We start from the raw sequence: 16,393 nt of genomic DNA, 5'->3' as shown, positions 1-16,393 counted from the left end.
AGGCATTGGCTGAATCCGTAAACGGTCAGGAGCGAAAAAACTGACCCCGGCCGCAGGGCTTCCTTCCTGACAAACAGCGGACGCGGTAAAAAGCTTTTTACAGGCTCATCAATTTCGGTTTGGCCGGATAACAAGAGGTGAAAACACGCGCATGGACCATCAGAAAACCGATGAAACCTATATGCAGGCGGCTCTGGACCAGGCCCAGCAGGCCCTGGACGCCGGGGAGTTTCCCGTGGGGTGCATTATTGCCGGACCCCGGGGGGTGGTTGCCGGCGGGGGACGCACCCACAGCCGTCAACAGAGCCCCAGTGAGATTGATCATGCGGAGATCAATACATTAAAACAATTCTATGAATTGTCCTATACGGGCGATCCCCGGCAGTTGAGCATTTACTCCACCCTGGAGCCCTGCCTGATGTGCTTTGCCGCAATCCTGATTGCGGGTATCGGCAGAATCGTTTATGCCTATGAGGATGTCATGGGCGGGGGCACGGCCTGCAAAACCGGCAATCTGCCGCCTCTTTACAGAAACGCAGGGGTCCGGGTGGTGTCCAATATGATGCGCCAACAGAGCCTGGATCTGTTTTTCCGGTTTTTTTCCGATCCGGAAAACACCTATTTGCAGCATTCCATGCTGGCCGCCTATACGCTTGCGCAAAAACCCGGCGGCCGGCCCACCCGGTTTTCCCAATAGATAAAGTTGAATCCCATGGCCAATAGCCCTGCTTCAAAAACCATGATTGCGCTCACCGAGGACCTGAAGACCGCGGCTGAACAAAAGATTTCCGAGTGCTGCCGGTCAGCTGAAACCAGCGGAGGCAAAAGCATTGAGGCGCTTGCAGACCCGGGTGATCTTAGCCGGGTTTTTGCCTTCAGCGAGTATGCCGCACGGCAGTGCATGCGCAATCCGGAGATGCTCCGGGAGTTGCTGGAAAGCGGGGATCTGGAGCGGCTGTATCCCCAGGATCAGTACCAGCAATACATTGCCCTGGCTGCGGGGCGGGCCTCTGACGAGCAGGATCTGGCCGTGGCGCTGCGGCGGCTTCGGCACCGGGAAATGGTGCGCATTGTCTGGCGGGATTTGACCGGCCGGGCCGATCTGTTTGAGACCATGGCCGATCTTTCCGCCCTTGCAGATGCCTGTGTGGCCCGGGCGCTGGATTATTTGTATCCCTTGCTGTGCGAAAGATACGGCCGGCCCGAGGATGCGGCCGGAAATGCCCAGCAGATGGTGGTCTTTGCCATGGGAAAGCTCGGGGGAAGAGAGTTGAATTTTTCCTCTGACATTGACCTGATGTTTGCCTTTCCCGAAGCCGGACATACCCGATCAGAAGAAAAGTCGATTTCAAATGAGGAGTTTTTCACCCGCCTTGTGCGCCGGCTCATTGATGTGATCGGCAAATCCACCCCCGAGGGGTTTGTTTTCCGGGTCGACACCCGCCTGCGGCCCTATGGCGATTCCGGGCCACTGGTCATGAGCTTTGATTCCATGGAAAATTACTACCAGATGTTTGGCCGGGAATGGGAGCGCTACGCACTTGTCAAGGCCCGCCTGATAGCCGGGGACAAACAGCGGGGAGAGGCCTTTTTCGACCGGCTCCGGCCCTTTGTGTTCCGTCGGTATCTGGATTACGGAACGTTTGAGTCCATTCGGGAGATGAAGCAGAAAATTGTGCGGGAAGTGGTCCGAAAGGGCCTTGCCGACAATATCAAACACGGTTACGGCGGCATACGGGAAATCGAGTTTTTCGGCCAGGTCTTCCAGCTCATCCGGGGCGGCATTGACCCGGCTTACCAGGAGCGAAGCATTTTAAAGGTCCTGAAGGTGATGAGAAAGGACAGGGGCATCACGGGCAAGGTATACGAGGAACTCAGCTCTGCCTACGTGTTTTTGCGAAACACGGAAAACCGCCTTCAGATGTATGAGGACATGCAGACCCACAGCCTGCCCGCAGATCCGCGCGCCCGCACTCGGCTTGCGCTGAGCATGGGATTTGACAGCGAAAAAGAATTTATCCGGGCCCTGGACGCACACATGTCCCGGGTGCATTTTCATTTCAATCAGCTGCTGGGCCAGGAAAGCACGGAAGCCGAAGCCCAAAGCGAAACAGGACTCGGCAATGTCTGGCTGACGCCCGGACAAACCGATCAGAACAGGCAGAACCTGGAGGCGGCGGGCTTTGAGGAGCCTGATACGGTTCTTCGCCTGCTGGGTGAGTTCCGGGACAAAACCGGATATGGTGAGGACGGTCATATTGCCACGGCCAGGATCAACCGGCTGATGCCCCGGGTCCTGGGGGCGGTGGCGGAAACCGACCGTCCCCTGCTGGTGTTAAAGCGGATCATGACCCTGCTGGATGCGATTTTGAACCGAAGTTGCTATATCTCCCTGCTTCTTGAAAACCCGGGGGCTCTTGAACACCTTGTCCGGCTGGCGCGCATCAGCCCCTGGATTGTGTCTTTTTTAAGCCAGCACCCCCTGCTTCTCGATGAGCTGCTGGATGTGCGTTCCATGTATGCCCCTCTGGACCGGGCTGCTTTGGCCGGGGATCTGCGGCAGCGCCTGGAAAAATCCGGCGGGGATGACCCGGAGTTACAGATGGATGCCATCCGGGTTTTCAAGCAGGTCAACATGTTTCGTATCGTGGCAGCCGACGTGACCGGTCATCTGCCCCTGATGCAGGTTTCAGACCGGCTGACCTATCTGGCTGAAACCATACTGGATGCCGCCCTGGATCTGACCTGGCACCAGATGGTGGAACGCTACGGTAAACCTTCGGCGATTGACGGTGATCCGGGCAACACCGGCTTTGCAGTGATCGCCTACGGCAAGCTGGGCGGATATGAACTGGGATACCGCTCGGATCTGGACCTGGTTTTTCTGCATACCGCCCAACCCGGGCAGACCACGGGCGGCCGGCTGCGGCCCATTGACAACAGTGAGTTTTTCGGCCGGCTGGGCCAGCGCATCATCCATTTTCTGTCTGCGCCCACGTCAACGGGAAAGCTTTATGAAATTGACATGCGGCTGCGTCCCTCGGGAAATGCCGGGATTCTTGTCAGCCATATGGACGCTTTTGAGGAATACCAGTCCAGACACGCCTGGACCTGGGAGCATCAGGCTCTGATCAAGGCCCGGCCGATTATCGGGGATTTCCAGGTGGCCCGGCGTTTTGCCGATGTGCGCACGCAGGTGATTGCCGCCCGGCGTAACACAGAGCAGCTGGCCGCGGCGGTGCTGGAAATGCGGGAACGGATGCGCAGTGCCCGTGAATTTTCACATAATGGCTTGTTTGACTTAAAGCAGGATTCCGGCGGAATAGTGGATATCGAGTTTTTGGTCCAGTTTTTGATTCTGTGCCATGGCAGCCGGCACGAACAACTGGGTCAGTGGACCGATGTGGTGCGCCAGTTAAATGCCCTGGCCCTTTGCGGCATTATTGCCGATCTCGACGCCCATGCCTTAAAACAGGCCTATTTGATTTACCGCTATTTTGTCCATCGCATGAATCTTCAGGAAAAAAAGGCGGTGCTGCCGGAAAACCGGTTTGCCGAACTGCGCCGAAGGGTTGTGCGGATATGGCGGAAAGTCTTTGGCCAGTAAAGAGAAAATCAAGAGCTATCTGAGCAGGTAAAATCCGATGATATTGTCGTAGGAATGGGCTCTGGCGTAAGTGGCCCCCACGTCCAGGCCCTTGATGTGCTGGACGATCACTTCCCGCTTGATCAGGGAGTTGTTGGCATCATCGAGCCGGAATTCCACCGTGATTCGCTCTCCGACCTGGAAGCGGGGCTGGACGTTTAATTTCATGCGGATACCGGTTCTGGAAATATCGGTGACAACCATGCTGCCCCAGTGCTGGGCGCTTTTGGAGGCACTGTGGGCAGGGATATAGAGATAGGTGCCCCGCAGTTCGGTGGATTTGCGGTATTGTCTTCTTCTTTCCAGAAACACCGTAAAGGTATGGCCGCACGGGCATTTGGCCTTGAGCTTGATCATGTTGTCGGCTTCGGCGTATCTCGACACGTCCTTGACAATGGTTTTCTGGCATTCCGGGCAGGTAATGGCTGCGGTGTTGTCGCTGGCAATAAAGCTTTTGACGATCACATCTGGTATCCCCGTTGCTGTAGCCCCATGGATTATTTCCTGAAACGGGTTTATTTTTGCCGGATTTTCATGGTAGGCATTGACTTATAATGATTCATATATTAAAGAAAAGAACTTTGTCAAGCCAAAATAAGGCTTCGGGATTATTCAGGGTTTGGTTTTTTGCAGACAGCAGGTGCCCCGGGACCGCAATATTCGGGGCTTTAGCCAATAGGAGATGAAAATGAAAAAAATTGAAGTCATTATAAAGCCCTTTAAACTCGATGATGTCAAGGAAGCCCTCACCGACATGGGCATTCAGGGCATGACCGTATCCGAGGTCAAGGGCTATGGTCGTCAGAAAGGGCACAAGGAAGTCTACAGGGGCGCGGAATACGCTGTGGATTTTGTTCCCAAGCTCAAGATTGAAATTGCAGTGGATGACGACATGGCCGAGCAGGTCATCGAAACCGTGCAAAAATCCGCCTATACCGGCAAAATCGGTGATGGCAAGATATTTGTATTCTCAATGGAGGAAGCCGTTCGTATCCGCACCGGAGAGCGCGGCAGAAACGCCCTTTAGCCCGCTAATGGTATTGCCGCGGATTTATGCCGTATTTGTGCACCTTGTAAGAGATTTTTCGCAGGGTGGTGCCCAGGGTTTGGGCGGCCTGGCTCATGTTGCCCCGGGTATGTTTTAGGGCATCCACAATCATTTCCATTTCCAGTTTTTCCACGGCTTCCTCCATGGTCTGGGACGGAAGCGTGCCCGACTCCTTGCCGGTCTGCAGTGTGGGCGGCAGATGATAGCCGTGGATCACCTTTCCCTCGCAAAGCAGTACGGCCCGCTCGATACAGTTTTCCAGTTCCCGGACGTTGCCGGGCCAGTGGTAGGCCATGAGCATGTCAATGGCCGGGGTGGAAAAGCGGACAATCTCCTTTGCGTTTTCCCGGGTGTATTTGTCCAGGAAAAAATCGGCCAGGGCCAGGATATCGGTTTTTCTCTCCCGAAGCGGGGGCATGTAGATGGGAAACACGTTGATCCGGTAATACAGGTCGCTTCGGAAATCGTTTTCGGCCACGGCTTCTTCCAGGTTCTTGTTGGTGGCCGCAACAATGCGCACGTCCACCCGGATGGTCTTGTTGCCCCCCACCCGCTCGATTTCCCGTTCCTGCAGCACCCGCAGCAGCTTGGCCTGGACTTCGCCGGTAATGGATCCGATTTCATCGAGAAACAGGGTCCCCTTGTGGGCCAGTTCGAATTTGCCCGCCTTTTGCTGAATGGCCCCGGTAAAGGCGCCTTTTTCATGGCCGAACAGTTCGCTTTCAATGAGGTTGGCGGGCAGGGCCGCACAGTTGACCTTCACAAAGGGATGGCTGGAGCGGCTGCTGTTGTAGTGGATGGCATTGGCCACCAGTTCCTTTCCGGTGCCCGATTCTCCGCGGATGAGCACGGTGGCGTTGCTTCTGGCCACCTGGGAGATCATCTGGTAGACCTCGCGCATTTTGTTGCTGTTGCCCACGATGTTTTTGATCCGGTATTTTTTTTCCAGTTCCATCTGAAGCCGTTCGTTTTCGGCTTTCAGCTTTTCCTTCTCCCTGCGGATGCGCTCTAAATGAATGACCTGGGTGGCAATCATGGCCGCCACCACGGTGAGAATCTTTTCCCCCTCGGCCAGGGGGTATTCCGGATCATAGGGCAGATCCACACCCAGGGCCCCGATAACCTGCTGTTCTTTTTTAATGGGCACGCAGATAAATGACAGTTCCCGCTCGCCGGGCCCGCTTCTGGATTGGGTGCGGTTTAAAAAATCCGGGGATTCGCTGATTTTGGCGATGCTCACCGGCCGGCCGGATTCAATCACCCGGCCGGTCACCCCTTCTCCGAGTTTATAGATGCCCTTCTGCATGGCGGACCGGGAAATGCCGTGGGCCACCTCGATGCTGATTTCATCGCTTAAGGGGTTTAGGATGGTGATCATACCCCGGGACATGTGCATGTTGCCCGAAAGGATGTCCAAAACCGTGTACAGGGCTTTTTTAAGGTCCGTATGGCGGTTCAGGGACTGGCTGATGTCGTAGAGCAGGGTGATTTCATCAATTTTTTTCATGATCAGCATGCAGCGGTTTTTGGGTTTGCGTGTTTTGTTGATGGTGCAGGAACCGGTTAATCATACATGAAATCCGATACAGCGGTTTTCAGCTCCGCCATACCGCTGGAAAAGAAGTGATCCGCTCCGGAAATCACCCGCAGTTCGGCCGCCGGGTTGATCCGGGGCAGCAGTTTTTCCACCAGTGCCGGCGGTGCGATTTCATCCTCGCTGCCGGTGATCGCCAGTTTCAGCCGGGAACATGGCCGAAGTCCGTCAAAATTCATCATGGCCGCAGGCGGGGCAATCATGAGCATTTTGCCCGGCGGCAGTTTTCCGGTGTCGGCATGGGCCAGCACCCATGCACCAAAGGAATATCCGATCAAATCGATTGCGCGGGCGCCCCGGGCCTGCACATAATCGGCTGCAGCCAGCAGGTCTTTTTGCTCGCCCTCGCCCTGGTCATAGGCGCCCTGGCTTTGTCCTGCACCGCGGAAGTTGAACCGAAGCGTGGTCAGGCCCCGGGCCCGGCATGCAGCAGCAATTTCGAAAATCACCAGGTTGTCCATGTTGCCGCCGTACAACGGGTGAGGGTGGGCAAGGATTACCGCCTTGTCATTGCCGGAAAAAAGAGCGCCTTCCAGTTCAATTCCATCTGAGGCTGAAAAAAAGATTTTTTGTTCCATGGTCCGCTCACATTTTAATCCACTCATGGCCAAACATGTCCTTTTGCCACGGCTTGAGATCTGCAATGGCATCCAGGTCCGGCAAAGTGCGGGGCTGATCTTCGGCGATTTGTTTCAAAGCATTTTTGTTGACAATCAGGTACGGATCAATTTCCAAATCTTCGGCTTTTTGCTGCCGCCACTGCTTTAGCTGTTTGATGCGGCGGGTCACGGCCGCAGGCACGGGCTTTGACTTCTGTTTCGGGTACCTGGGCCACTGCTCCGGAGAAAGTTTCATGGCGGAATCAACGGCCTGCAAAACCGCGGTGCCGTACATCTGGATTTGTTTGCGGCTCAACAGACCGCTTTTTGTGAGCTGAGCGCTGTTTTTCGGCTTCTTCCGGGCCAGGGACAAAAGGGTTTGATTTCCCAGGATTTTGAAAGCAGGCCGGTCTTTTTTCCGGGCGATTTCCATCCGGAAAGCCAGCAGGGCTTCAAGCACGGCCATGCTTTTGGGGTCCAGGCGGCCGGCGCCCTTGATCCGGACAAAAAGCGGGGTGTCGGCATCCGGGGTTTCCGGCCGCACCCCGGCGATTTCTTCGCAATGCTGGCGCACCCATTCCATCCGGCCCCGGTTTTTGAGCTCGGCTTTCATTTCCTGGTACAGGGTGACCAGGTAACGCACGTCATTTGCGGCATAGGCGATCATTTCATCGGGCAGGGGCCGCACGGACCAGTCCTTTTTCTGGAATTTCTTGTCCAGTTCCACATTAAAATGACGGGCCAGCACCGCTTCCAGGCTGGTGGCCCCGTAGCCCAGAAACCGGGCAGCCAGCTCGGTGTCAAACAGGTTTGCCACGCTTATGCCGAAGTCCCGGTACAGGCATCGCATGTCATAATCCGCCCCGTGAAAAACCTTGACAATTCCGGGGTCGGCAAACAAGGGGGCCATGGCTGAAAGGTCCCTGAGCGCCAGGGGATCGATAATATAGCAGGCTCCTGGGGTGCCCATCTGGATTAAGCAGACCTTTTCCTCGAAATGATGCATGCTGTCGGCTTCCAGGTCCACGGCCACAGCCGGCTCTGATGCCAGTCGCCCGGCCAGGGCGGATATCTGGTCTGCTGTATTGATGTATGTAACCGGTGAAGATTCCATTTTGAACTGCAATGTACGGACTTGCCGATCCTTTCCGTGTGCTGACTTTTTCCTTGACCCTGTTTTGCAGATTCATTACATAGGGCCTTAACGCGCGTGATCCCGAAGTTCCATCCCCTATATGAATGACCAAATGGACAGAGTCAATGATCAATATCACATTTCCGGATAAAACACAGCGGCAGTTTGAACCACCCGTGGACGGATATACAGTGGCTGCAAGCATTTCCGAAGGATTTGCCAGAAATTGCGTGGCCATGGAAGCAAACGGCCGGCTCATGGATATTTACAGTCAGTTGCAAGAAGATGCCGGCATCCGCTTTATCACGCCAAAGGATCCGGAATCCTTGGATATCCTCCGGCACACAGCCGCTCACATCATGGCCCAGGCCGTGCTCCGGCTTTACCCGGATGCCCAGCCCACCATCGGCCCGGTGGTGGAAGACGGGTTTTATTATGATTTTGACATGGAGCCCATCTCTGAGGAGGATTTTCCCAAAATCGAAGCCGAGATGAAACAGATCATCAAGGAAAAGCTTCCGGTTCGCCGGCAGGAGGTCACCCGGGACCAGGCCATTGAGCACTACCGCCATGAGCCCTATAAGCGAGAGCTGATCGGCGAGCTGGCAGACGGCACCATTTCCTTTTACGTCCAGGGCGAGTTCACGGATCTGTGCCGGGGACCGCATCTTCCGCATACCGGATTTGTCAGGGCCTTTAAACTGCTGCGGGTCTCCGGGGCCTACTGGCGGGGAGATTCCGACCGACCGCAGCTTCAGCGGATTTATGGAACCGCGTTTTTTGACAAAAAAGATTTAAAGCAGTACCTGACGTTTCTCGAAGAGGCCAGAAAACGGGATCATCGCAAAATCGGCGCGGCCCTGGACCTGTTTTCCTTCCAAGAAGAGGCCCCGGGAATGCCTTTTTTTCAAGCGAACGGCATGGAGCTGTGGAACGCGCTGCTCGATTACTGGCGCCGGGAGCACCGGGCAGCCGGATACGTTGAAACCAAGACCCCGATTATCCTTCACCGGAGCCTGTGGGAGCAAAGCGGGCACTGGGAAAATTACCGGGAAAACATGTATACCCTGGTGGTGGATGAAACAGAGTCTGCCATCAAGCCCATGAATTGTCCCGGGGGCATGCTGTTGTTCAAACAAAAGCGCCATTCCTACCGGGATCTGCCCATCCGGTCCGCAGAAATCGGCCTGGTGCACCGCCACGAGCTTTCCGGCGTGCTCTCCGGCCTGTTTCGGGTGCGGGCCTTTCACCAGGATGATGCCCACATTTTCATGACCCCGGAGATGATCGAGCCGGAAATCCTCGGGATTTTACAGCTGGTCCGGCGCATGTATGCCACATTCGGGCTTGGATTTCACCTGGAGCTGTCGACCCGGCCGGAAAAATCCATTGGCACCGACGCCCAATGGGAGCAGGCCACCGGCGGACTGACCGCCGCGCTGGATGCATACGGGGCCGATTATAAAATCAATGAGGGCGACGGGGCCTTTTACGGGCCCAAGATCGATATCCACATCAAGGACGCCATCGGCCGGACCTGGCAGTGCGGTACCATCCAGCTGGATATGTCTTTGCCCGAGCGCTTTGATCTGGCCTATGTGGGCCGGGACAATGAAAAACACCGGCCCGTGATGATCCACCGGGTGGTTTTCGGATCAATTGAGCGGTTTCTGGGAATTTTGATTGAGCATTTTGCCGGAAAATTCCCCCTGTGGCTGGCCCCGGTCCAGGCGGTGATTTTACCCATCAATGACACCCTTGCCCCGTTTGCCAAAGAGATCTGCCAGCGGCTTTTTGAAGCCGGCCTGCGGGCATATGTGGATGACCGCACCGAAAGTCTCAACAAAAAGGTCAGGGAAGCGCAACTGGCCAAAATTCCCCTGATCCTCACCGTGGGCGACAAGGAAAAAAGCGCGGGCACCCTGGCGGTGCGCACATTGGACGGGGCCGTGCATCACGGCGCGCCGGTGGACGGTTTTATCTCCGCGGTCTGCGACAATGTCGCCCAACGCAGGCTCGACATGGAGGATCTCCTGTCGGGCCTGTAGAATTTTTGCAGGAAGAAAGCCCTGCGGCCGGCGTCGGCTTTTTCGCTCCTGACCGTTTTTGCGGATTGATCAAATGCCTTTGCCTAAAATTTACAAATCCGCCCTGCCTTGCTCAAACAGTTTGAAATCTTAATGCAAAAACGCTCAATGTCGCTTCAAAAGCCGACCCCGCCCTTGGGCTTCCTTGGAAGTGTTCCTGTCGGGCCAACCCACGTGACCGCGCATGAAAACAACGTTTTTAAGGCTTGAATGTGTTGCTTCGGACCCCCTTGGTGAAATTTTGCACAGCGTCGGCCATGATGCGGGCCCGGGGGTGGTTTGCGAGTCGCATTGAGCGCGCAAGCGGTCAGCAGGGAGCAAACCGCCACCGGGCGGCATCATGCGAAAATTATAGAACCAAGCACTGATGGTGCCATCAAGCACTAACAGCAACTTTCTTGCGCAATATTTAAAAACAAAAACCGGGAGCCTTTATTTGAAAAAGACTCCCGGTTTGATATTTGTGCTGATATTTTTTGGGTTTTTACGCGCCGTACATGGCCACGTTTTTCAGATCCTCTCCGAGATATTCCCGTTCATTTTCTCCGAGAATGCCCAGAGACAGACAGATCAGGGTCCACAGGTGAACTGTCTGCCAGGGATGGTGCCGGACTTCGCTCAAGTCATGGACCTGGGCGTGGCAGTTGTGGCACGGGGTGATGCAGTAGCCCGCCCCGGTTGCCAGTATCTGGTTGGCTTTTGCCTCGCCGTACTTGCGCCGCTCCTCCGGATACCCGGACTGCAGAAAGCCACCGCCGCCGCCGCAGCAATAGTTATTGGAACGATTGGGGCTCATGTCGATGAAATTTTCCTCACCCACCACGTTTTTGACCACGTAGCGAAGGTCTTCGGCCACCGGGTCGCCAAAGGATTTGCGAACAAGCTGGCACGGGTCCTGAACCGTGAATTTGACCTTGAGGTCCTTGTTCCAGTCAGGGGTCACCTTGAGCTTGCCCTCGCGGATCCACTGGGCGTAGAGCTGGATGATGCTCTGGATTTCAAAGTTTTGGGGGATATTGAATTTTTTCAGTCCGGCCCGGACTGCGAAAAGTTCGTGCCCTCATTCGGTGTTGAGCCAGACCTTGCAGCCAAGATCCTCCACCGCCTTGGCCTTGACCTCCACAATATGTTTCCACGACTCGTCATCGGCCATGAACATGCAGTAATTCTCAGCCGCCCATCCCTTGGTGCCGTAGGTCCAGTCCGCGCCCACCAGGTGCAGGATCTTCCACAGGGGCACCATCTCATCAGGCTCGGTTACTGGCTCACGGGAGTTCTGGTTGAGAAAGTAATAGGCGCCCTGCTTGTTCACCGGTGCTTCCATGTCTTTGAATTCGGGCTGGGCCTCCCTGTATTCCTCAAGCACGTCCTCGACCACGAACTCAAAATCTTCTTCTGTGGCGCCCATGGCGCTGCAGGTGTCATTTCGCAGGGCCATGTCGCAGGAGCCGAGAATACCCTTTGGCCGCTGGTCCCGGGGCCAGCTCTGGCGTGCGTAAAACACAAGCTGCGGGATGTTGATCTGCATGGGGCAGACGTAAATGCAGCGCTGGCACATGGTGCAGTGCCAGACCCAGGGGCTCTGCTGAATTTCTTCATCCATGCCAAGGGCTGCCATGCGCAGAAACTTGCGCGCATCCATGCCGCCGATACCTGTTGCCGGACACCCCGAGGAGCATGCGCCGCAGGTCAGGCACAGATCCAGGTTGCCGCCTTCGGGCAGCAGGTTTTTGACCTTGTCGATAAAAGTGCTTGAGCGCTTTGTCCCAAGCTTGATTGCAGGTTCTCCCATACAATACCCTCCGTTGATGCCCGGTGCGGGCTCGGCTTTTGCCTGCGGGCCCGGGCATTGATTTATGATGATGATATCACATGCCGTATGCCGACAGTTGGTTGAAGGTTGACATTGATTGACTATAATCATTTGCAACCCAAAACAAAAGCCTTGGGTTGCAAAAATGAAACCAAATTTTTTCCTGCCACAAACAAGCCGGTAAAGTCAAGAACAATCGCAGGGTTGCATCAGGTATCTGAAATTCGGCTTTCTCGCATTGACATGGGTGCATCTGTGGCTTACGATAAATCGATTTCAAGGGGGTAAAATGGGATTGAAGCGATGGTGCAGGCGGCTGTCGTGTTTGTGCCTGGTCATATGGCTTGTTTTCGCCGGGGCCGCTGCCGGCGCACAGAACACGGCCTCAGAGGGGCACCCCGAGGGAGAAATATTTTTATACTTTGTTGATTCTGAGGCCGGATATCTTGCAGGCGAACCCCGGAATATGGATTTTTCCGATGAGCGCAGGGATTCGGGCCAATTTTATACCCGCATTGTAGAAGAACTGATCAGCGGTCCGAAAACAAGGCTTGAGGCTCCATTGCCGGCGCAAACCGATGTACGGGCGGTGTATGCCGGTGCTGCTGGGGTGGCTTACGTTGATTTGTCGGCAGAAGCGGCGGATTTGCACACAAAAGGCGTGCGCAGCGAACTGCTGAGCGTCTACAGCATTGTCAATACACTGATACTCAATTCCAACGGCATCCAGGCGGTCCAGATCCTGATAGAGGGCAGCCCGGTTCAAACCCTGGCCGGGCACGTGGATATCCGTTTGCCGCTAAACGCGCAGATGTTGCTGGTGAGATGAAAAAAATCGGACAAATAAGAAATATCGGCATTATCGCCCATATTGATGCAGGCAAGACCACGGTCACCGAGCGGGTCCTGTTTTACACGGGCCGGTCTCACAAAATCGGCGAGGTCCACGACGGCGAAGCCGTGATGGACTGGATGCCCGATGAGCAGGAGCGGGGCATCACCATTACCTCAGCGGTGACCACCTGCCAGTGGGACAAATGCGACATCCAGATTATTGACACCCCGGGGCACGTGGATTTCACCATTGAGGTGGAGCGCTCACTGCGCGTGCTCGACGGCGCCGTTGGCGTGTTTTGCGCCGTGGGCGGTGTGGAGCCCCAGTCTGAAACCGTCTGGCATCAGGCAGACGATTATCTGGTGCCAAAGATCGCCTTTGTCAATAAGATGGACCGGGTGGGAGCGGATTATTTCCGGACCATCGATATGATGAAAGAACGCCTGCATGCCCGCCCCCTGGTGCTTCAACTGCCCGTTGGCAGCGAGGACGGGTTTCGGGGGGTTATTGATTTACTGCACATGCGCCAAATGGTCTGGGAGACCGGCGGGCCGGAAATGCCGTTTGTCACCGGCGAAATCGACCCGGATCTGCTGGAAACAGCCCAACAGTACCGCGAAAAACTCATCGAGACCGTGGCTGAAACCGACGATGCCATCATGGAGGCCTACCTGGAAGAAGCCGATATACCGGTTCAGAACCTGGTGGCCGCCATCCGGAAAGCCACCATCGGTCTGCACCTGGTGCCGGTGCTCTGCGGTTCGGCTTTGAAAAACAAGGGAATCCAGCCATTGCTCGATGCGGTGGTCAATTACCTGCCCAGCCCCCTGGAAGCTCCGCCCATTCAGGGCACAATGCCCGACACCGGGGAAAAAGTTGCCTTTGAGGCAAAGCCCAAGGGGCCCACGGTGGCCCTTATTTTCAAGGTTTCCATGATCGAGGGCCGAAAGCTGTCCTATGTGCGGGTTTATTCCGGCAGCATCAAGGCCGGCGCAGAGATCTACAATTCCATCCGGGAGAAATCGGAAAAAATTTCCCGGATTTTAAAGATGCATGCCAACAAGCGAGAGCGCTTAGACGAGGCCGGCCCGGGTGCCATTGTGGGCGTGGTGGGGCTAAAGGACTCCTCCACCGGCGAGACGCTCTGCGACAGGGACAATCCGGTCCTGCTGGAACAGATGAAATTCACCAAGCCGGTGATCTCCATTTCCATTGAGCCCAAAACCCATGATGATCAGGAAAAACTGCCCCAGGTGCTTGAAAAGCTCATGGCCGAAGATCCCACCCTGCATGTCAAACAGGACGAGGACACGGGCCAGACCCTTTTGTCCGGCATGGGCGAACTGCACCTGGATGTGATTATCAGCCGGATGCGGCGCGAGTACAAGACAAACGTCAATGTGGGCAAACCCCAGGTGGTCTACCGGGAAACCATCGCAAAGCAGGCATCCGGCCATGGTGTGTTTGACCGGGAGGTGGCCGGCCAGCGGCATTTTGCCGAAGTCGCGCTCACAGCCCGGCCCCTTTCCCGCGGCAGCGGGGTGAGCTTTGCCGCAGAGGTTTCAGAGGATATCATCCCCGCCCAGTTTATCCCGGCGGTTGAAAAAGGCGTTCGTGAAGCCATGGAATACGGAGAGCTGATGGGATATCCGGTGGTGGACCTGGAAGTGAAAATCACCGGCGGGGCGTTTCGCGAATCGCTGGGATCTTCTCTGGCCTATTCTGTTGCCGCCTCCATGGCCTGCCGGGAAATGTTTGCCGCAGCTGATCCTTACCTGCTCGAACCCATAATGAACGTGGAGGTCTACGTTCCGGAATCGTTTATGGGCGAGGTGATCGGGGATTTAAATTCCCGGGGGGGCAAGATCGAATCCATTGCCGCAAAGGGCGACAACCAGATCATCACCGCCATCGCCCCTCTTTCAAAGATGTTTGGCTATACCACGGCCCTGCGCTCGGCCTCCCAGGGCAGAGGCACCTTTACCATGAAATTTTCCCATTTTGACCGGATGTAGGCCGGGTCTCAAACACGCCGGCACCAGCCTGCCCGGAAAAGTAAAAATCCCGGTAAGGGCTGTTTTCGTCTGTTTCCTCCTCTTTTTCCGGCATTTTTTTGGTTTCTGCCAGTTCCTTGTGGATTTTTTCTGCAAGGGTTTGGCTTCCGGTTTTGTCCAGGGCCCGGTTAAAATGGAATCTCGCATTTTCTGCATCCCCGGTTTTCCGGTAATAGCGGCCCAGGTAATAATGGGCCTTATCCAGACGGTTTTGTTCCCCGTAGCAATTGCCCAGAAAGTAAAGTGTTCGTTCATGATCCGGAAAATTTTGATTGATTTCCTTGAAGGCGGCAATGGCTTTATCAAAATCGCCCCGGCTCATGTGGCTGCGGCCCAGGTAAAACAGCCCGTCAGGCCCGTAGCGGGAAATGTTGTCAATTCCGGAAAGGGTGTGGATGGCTTTTTCATGTTTTCCGGAAAGAAAAAGAATCCGTCCCAGGTCAATGGCCATGAAAGAATCATCCGGCCGTCGGGCGATACTCTTTTTTATGGCCTCCAGGGCGGATTCGGGCTGGCCGCTTTCGGCCAGAGCCAGGGCCAGTCCGTATAGGGCGGCCTGATCTTCAGGATTTTTTTCAAGCTGCTGGCGGAAATGCTTGACAGCCCGGCCGGACTGCCCGTAAAGGGCTTTGAGCCGGGCGCGGGTGCGCTGGAATGCAAAACTGTCAGAAGGTTTGGACTCCGGGCGGTGCATCAGCATGTTTTCCAGGTTGGTCAGCCGTTGACGGGTGGCCGGATGGGTTTTGAGATAAGTGGGGACCTGCTCTTCTCCGTACCATTCCCGATCACGGATTTTGCGCAGGGCCTCCCGGAGGCCGTAGAGGTCATAGTCGGCTGCAAGCAGATACTGGCGGCCCAGAAAATCGGCTTCCAGTTCGTTTTCCCGGGTATAGGCCAGAATCATGCTCTGGCCGGCGGCCAGCGAGCCCATGGAAAGGGCACTGCCCACCGCCGAAGCCCCGCCCAGGCCAACGAGGATGCCGGCAATCATTCCGGCCATGGACAGGATCTGGCTTTTTTTGGATTTTTCAATCATGTCGGATATGTGCCGGGCCGAGACATGGGCGATTTCATGGGCCACGATTCCGGCCAGTTCGCTTTCGGTGTCCATGGTTTCAAACAGCCCGGAAAATATAAAGATATTTCCGGCCGGGCCGGCAAATGCATTGACCGTGTCCTGGCTGATCACATGGAACTTGTAGTCAAAGGGCTGGGGCGGCAGGTTTTCGAGAATGCGCCCGCCCAGGTCATTGATATATTCGTGGATGATAAAATCATCGATTACATGGTAATGCTTGTGAATCGTTTCAAGGAATTCTTCCGCCAGTTCCTTTTCCTCCTTGACGGTCATGGCATCGGCTGTGGAGCCAGCGGGCCACAGCAGCAGACATAATGTCAGCAACAGGGCGATGGCTTGCTCGATTCGTTTCATGGCTTGCTCCCGGATATATCTTCGGATTTCTCTTCTTGGGATCTGTATCCTTGATGGTTTCGTAAAAAGCTTTTTACCGCGTCCGCTGTTGTTGCAGGAAGGAAGCCCTGCGGCCGGGGTCAGTTTTTTCGCTCCTGACCGTTTACGGAT

Annotated in this window: 12 protein-coding genes; 6 read left to right on the top strand and 6 right to left on the bottom strand. The window is 55.5% G+C overall.

The window, feature by feature from the left end:
• The first annotated feature begins 151 nt into the window (after positions 1-151).
• The gene (locus ACTCIA_RS14210) at positions 152-697 is read left to right on the top strand and encodes a nucleoside deaminase (protein ID WP_463002472.1); all 546 of its coding nucleotides are present in this window, start codon (positions 152-154) and stop codon (positions 695-697) included.
• A gap of 15 nt (positions 698-712) precedes the next feature.
• Complete coding sequence (glnE, locus tag ACTCIA_RS14205) at positions 713-3,607, top strand: bifunctional [glutamate--ammonia ligase]-adenylyl-L-tyrosine phosphorylase/[glutamate--ammonia-ligase] adenylyltransferase (RefSeq protein WP_463002471.1); 2,895 nt, start codon at positions 713-715, stop codon at positions 3,605-3,607.
• A 15-nt stretch (positions 3,608-3,622) separates the two neighbouring features.
• Here the strand turns inward: glnE and ACTCIA_RS14200 are convergent, their stop codons facing one another.
• Positions 3,623-4,111: a PilZ domain-containing protein gene (locus tag ACTCIA_RS14200; RefSeq protein WP_463002470.1), complete on the bottom strand. Its 489-nt coding sequence runs from the start codon at positions 4,109-4,111 to the stop codon at positions 3,623-3,625.
• A gap of 223 nt (positions 4,112-4,334) precedes the next feature.
• On the opposite strand from ACTCIA_RS14200, the gene ACTCIA_RS14195 reads away from it, so the two are divergent.
• Positions 4,335-4,673, top strand: coding sequence for a P-II family nitrogen regulator (locus ACTCIA_RS14195; RefSeq protein ID WP_410269938.1), 339 nt, complete (start codon positions 4,335-4,337; stop codon positions 4,671-4,673).
• A gap of 4 nt (positions 4,674-4,677) precedes the next feature.
• Here ACTCIA_RS14195 and nifA read toward each other — a convergent pair whose 3' ends face one another.
• From nifA to ACTCIA_RS14180, 3 genes are read right to left on the bottom strand one after another with little or no spacing between them, the layout of a single operon-like run.
• Entirely contained in the window at positions 4,678-6,201 is a 1,524-nt protein-coding gene (gene nifA / locus ACTCIA_RS14190) for a nif-specific transcriptional activator NifA (RefSeq protein WP_463002469.1), read from the bottom strand.
• A 56-nt stretch (positions 6,202-6,257) separates the two neighbouring features.
• Positions 6,258-6,866, bottom strand: a complete 609-nt coding sequence (locus tag ACTCIA_RS14185) for an alpha/beta hydrolase (protein WP_463002468.1) — start codon at positions 6,864-6,866, stop codon at positions 6,258-6,260.
• A gap of 7 nt (positions 6,867-6,873) precedes the next feature.
• Positions 6,874-8,001 carry a ribonuclease D gene (locus ACTCIA_RS14180; RefSeq protein WP_463002467.1) on the bottom strand — a complete coding sequence of 376 codons (1,128 nt, stop codon included), beginning with the start codon at positions 7,999-8,001 and terminating at the stop codon, positions 6,874-6,876.
• Positions 8,002-8,147: 146 nt separating this feature from the next.
• Between ACTCIA_RS14180 and thrS the strand changes: the two genes are divergently transcribed.
• Complete coding sequence (thrS, locus tag ACTCIA_RS14175) at positions 8,148-10,070, top strand: threonine--tRNA ligase (RefSeq protein WP_463002466.1); 1,923 nt, start codon at positions 8,148-8,150, stop codon at positions 10,068-10,070.
• 523 nt (positions 10,071-10,593) lie between these two features.
• On the opposite strand, the gene ACTCIA_RS14170 is transcribed toward thrS, so the two are convergent.
• The gene (locus tag ACTCIA_RS14170) at positions 10,594-11,901 is read right to left on the bottom strand and encodes a (Fe-S)-binding protein (RefSeq protein WP_463002465.1); all 1,308 of its coding nucleotides are present in this window, start codon (positions 11,899-11,901) and stop codon (positions 10,594-10,596) included.
• 310 nt (positions 11,902-12,211) lie between these two features.
• Here ACTCIA_RS14170 and ACTCIA_RS14165 point away from each other — a divergent pair, with 310 nt between their 5' ends.
• Both ACTCIA_RS14165 and fusA read left to right on the top strand, forming a co-directional pair.
• A complete protein-coding gene (locus ACTCIA_RS14165; protein WP_463002464.1) occupies positions 12,212-12,751 on the top strand; it encodes a GerMN domain-containing protein in 540 nt (179 codons plus the stop codon).
• Positions 12,748-14,772: an elongation factor G gene (gene fusA / locus ACTCIA_RS14160; RefSeq protein ID WP_463002463.1), complete on the top strand. Its 2,025-nt coding sequence runs from the start codon at positions 12,748-12,750 to the stop codon at positions 14,770-14,772. Before ACTCIA_RS14165 ends, fusA begins: the two co-directional genes overlap by 4 nt.
• On the opposite strand, the gene ACTCIA_RS14155 is transcribed toward fusA, so the two are convergent.
• Positions 14,738-16,243 (bottom strand): M48 family metalloprotease, encoded by a 1,506-nt coding sequence (locus ACTCIA_RS14155; protein WP_463002462.1) that lies wholly within the window; start codon positions 16,241-16,243, stop codon positions 14,738-14,740. The two genes, fusA and ACTCIA_RS14155, sit on opposite strands and share 35 nt — an antisense overlap.
• Between the last annotated feature and the right edge of the window lie 150 nt (positions 16,244-16,393).

The sequence above is a fragment of the Desulfosalsimonas sp. genome, from assembly GCF_055149105.1.
The sequence above is the reverse complement of the archived record's forward strand: the minus strand, read 5'-3'. Positions and strand labels throughout refer to the sequence as shown.

Excerpts from the sequence above, each read along its gene's own strand:
- ACTCIA_RS14210 (WP_463002472.1), top strand. The coding sequence starts at position 152 with ATGGACCATCAGAAAACCGATGAAACCTATATGCAGGCGGCTCTGGAC.
- glnE (WP_463002471.1), top strand. The coding sequence starts at position 713 with ATGGCCAATAGCCCTGCTTCAAAAACCATGATTGCGCTCACCGAGGAC.
- ACTCIA_RS14195 (WP_410269938.1), top strand. The coding sequence starts at position 4,335 with ATGAAAAAAATTGAAGTCATTATAAAGCCCTTTAAACTCGATGATGTC.
- nifA (WP_463002469.1), bottom strand. The coding sequence starts at position 6,201 with ATGAAAAAAATTGATGAAATCACCCTGCTCTACGACATCAGCCAGTCC.
- ACTCIA_RS14185 (WP_463002468.1), bottom strand. The coding sequence starts at position 6,866 with ATGGAACAAAAAATCTTTTTTTCAGCCTCAGATGGAATTGAACTGGAA.
- ACTCIA_RS14180 (WP_463002467.1), bottom strand. The coding sequence starts at position 8,001 with ATGGAATCTTCACCGGTTACATACATCAATACAGCAGACCAGATATCC.
- thrS (WP_463002466.1), top strand. The coding sequence starts at position 8,148 with ATGATCAATATCACATTTCCGGATAAAACACAGCGGCAGTTTGAACCA.
- ACTCIA_RS14165 (WP_463002464.1), top strand. The coding sequence starts at position 12,212 with ATGGGATTGAAGCGATGGTGCAGGCGGCTGTCGTGTTTGTGCCTGGTC.
- fusA (WP_463002463.1), top strand. The coding sequence starts at position 12,748 with ATGAAAAAAATCGGACAAATAAGAAATATCGGCATTATCGCCCATATT.
- ACTCIA_RS14155 (WP_463002462.1), bottom strand. The coding sequence starts at position 16,243 with ATGAAACGAATCGAGCAAGCCATCGCCCTGTTGCTGACATTATGTCTG.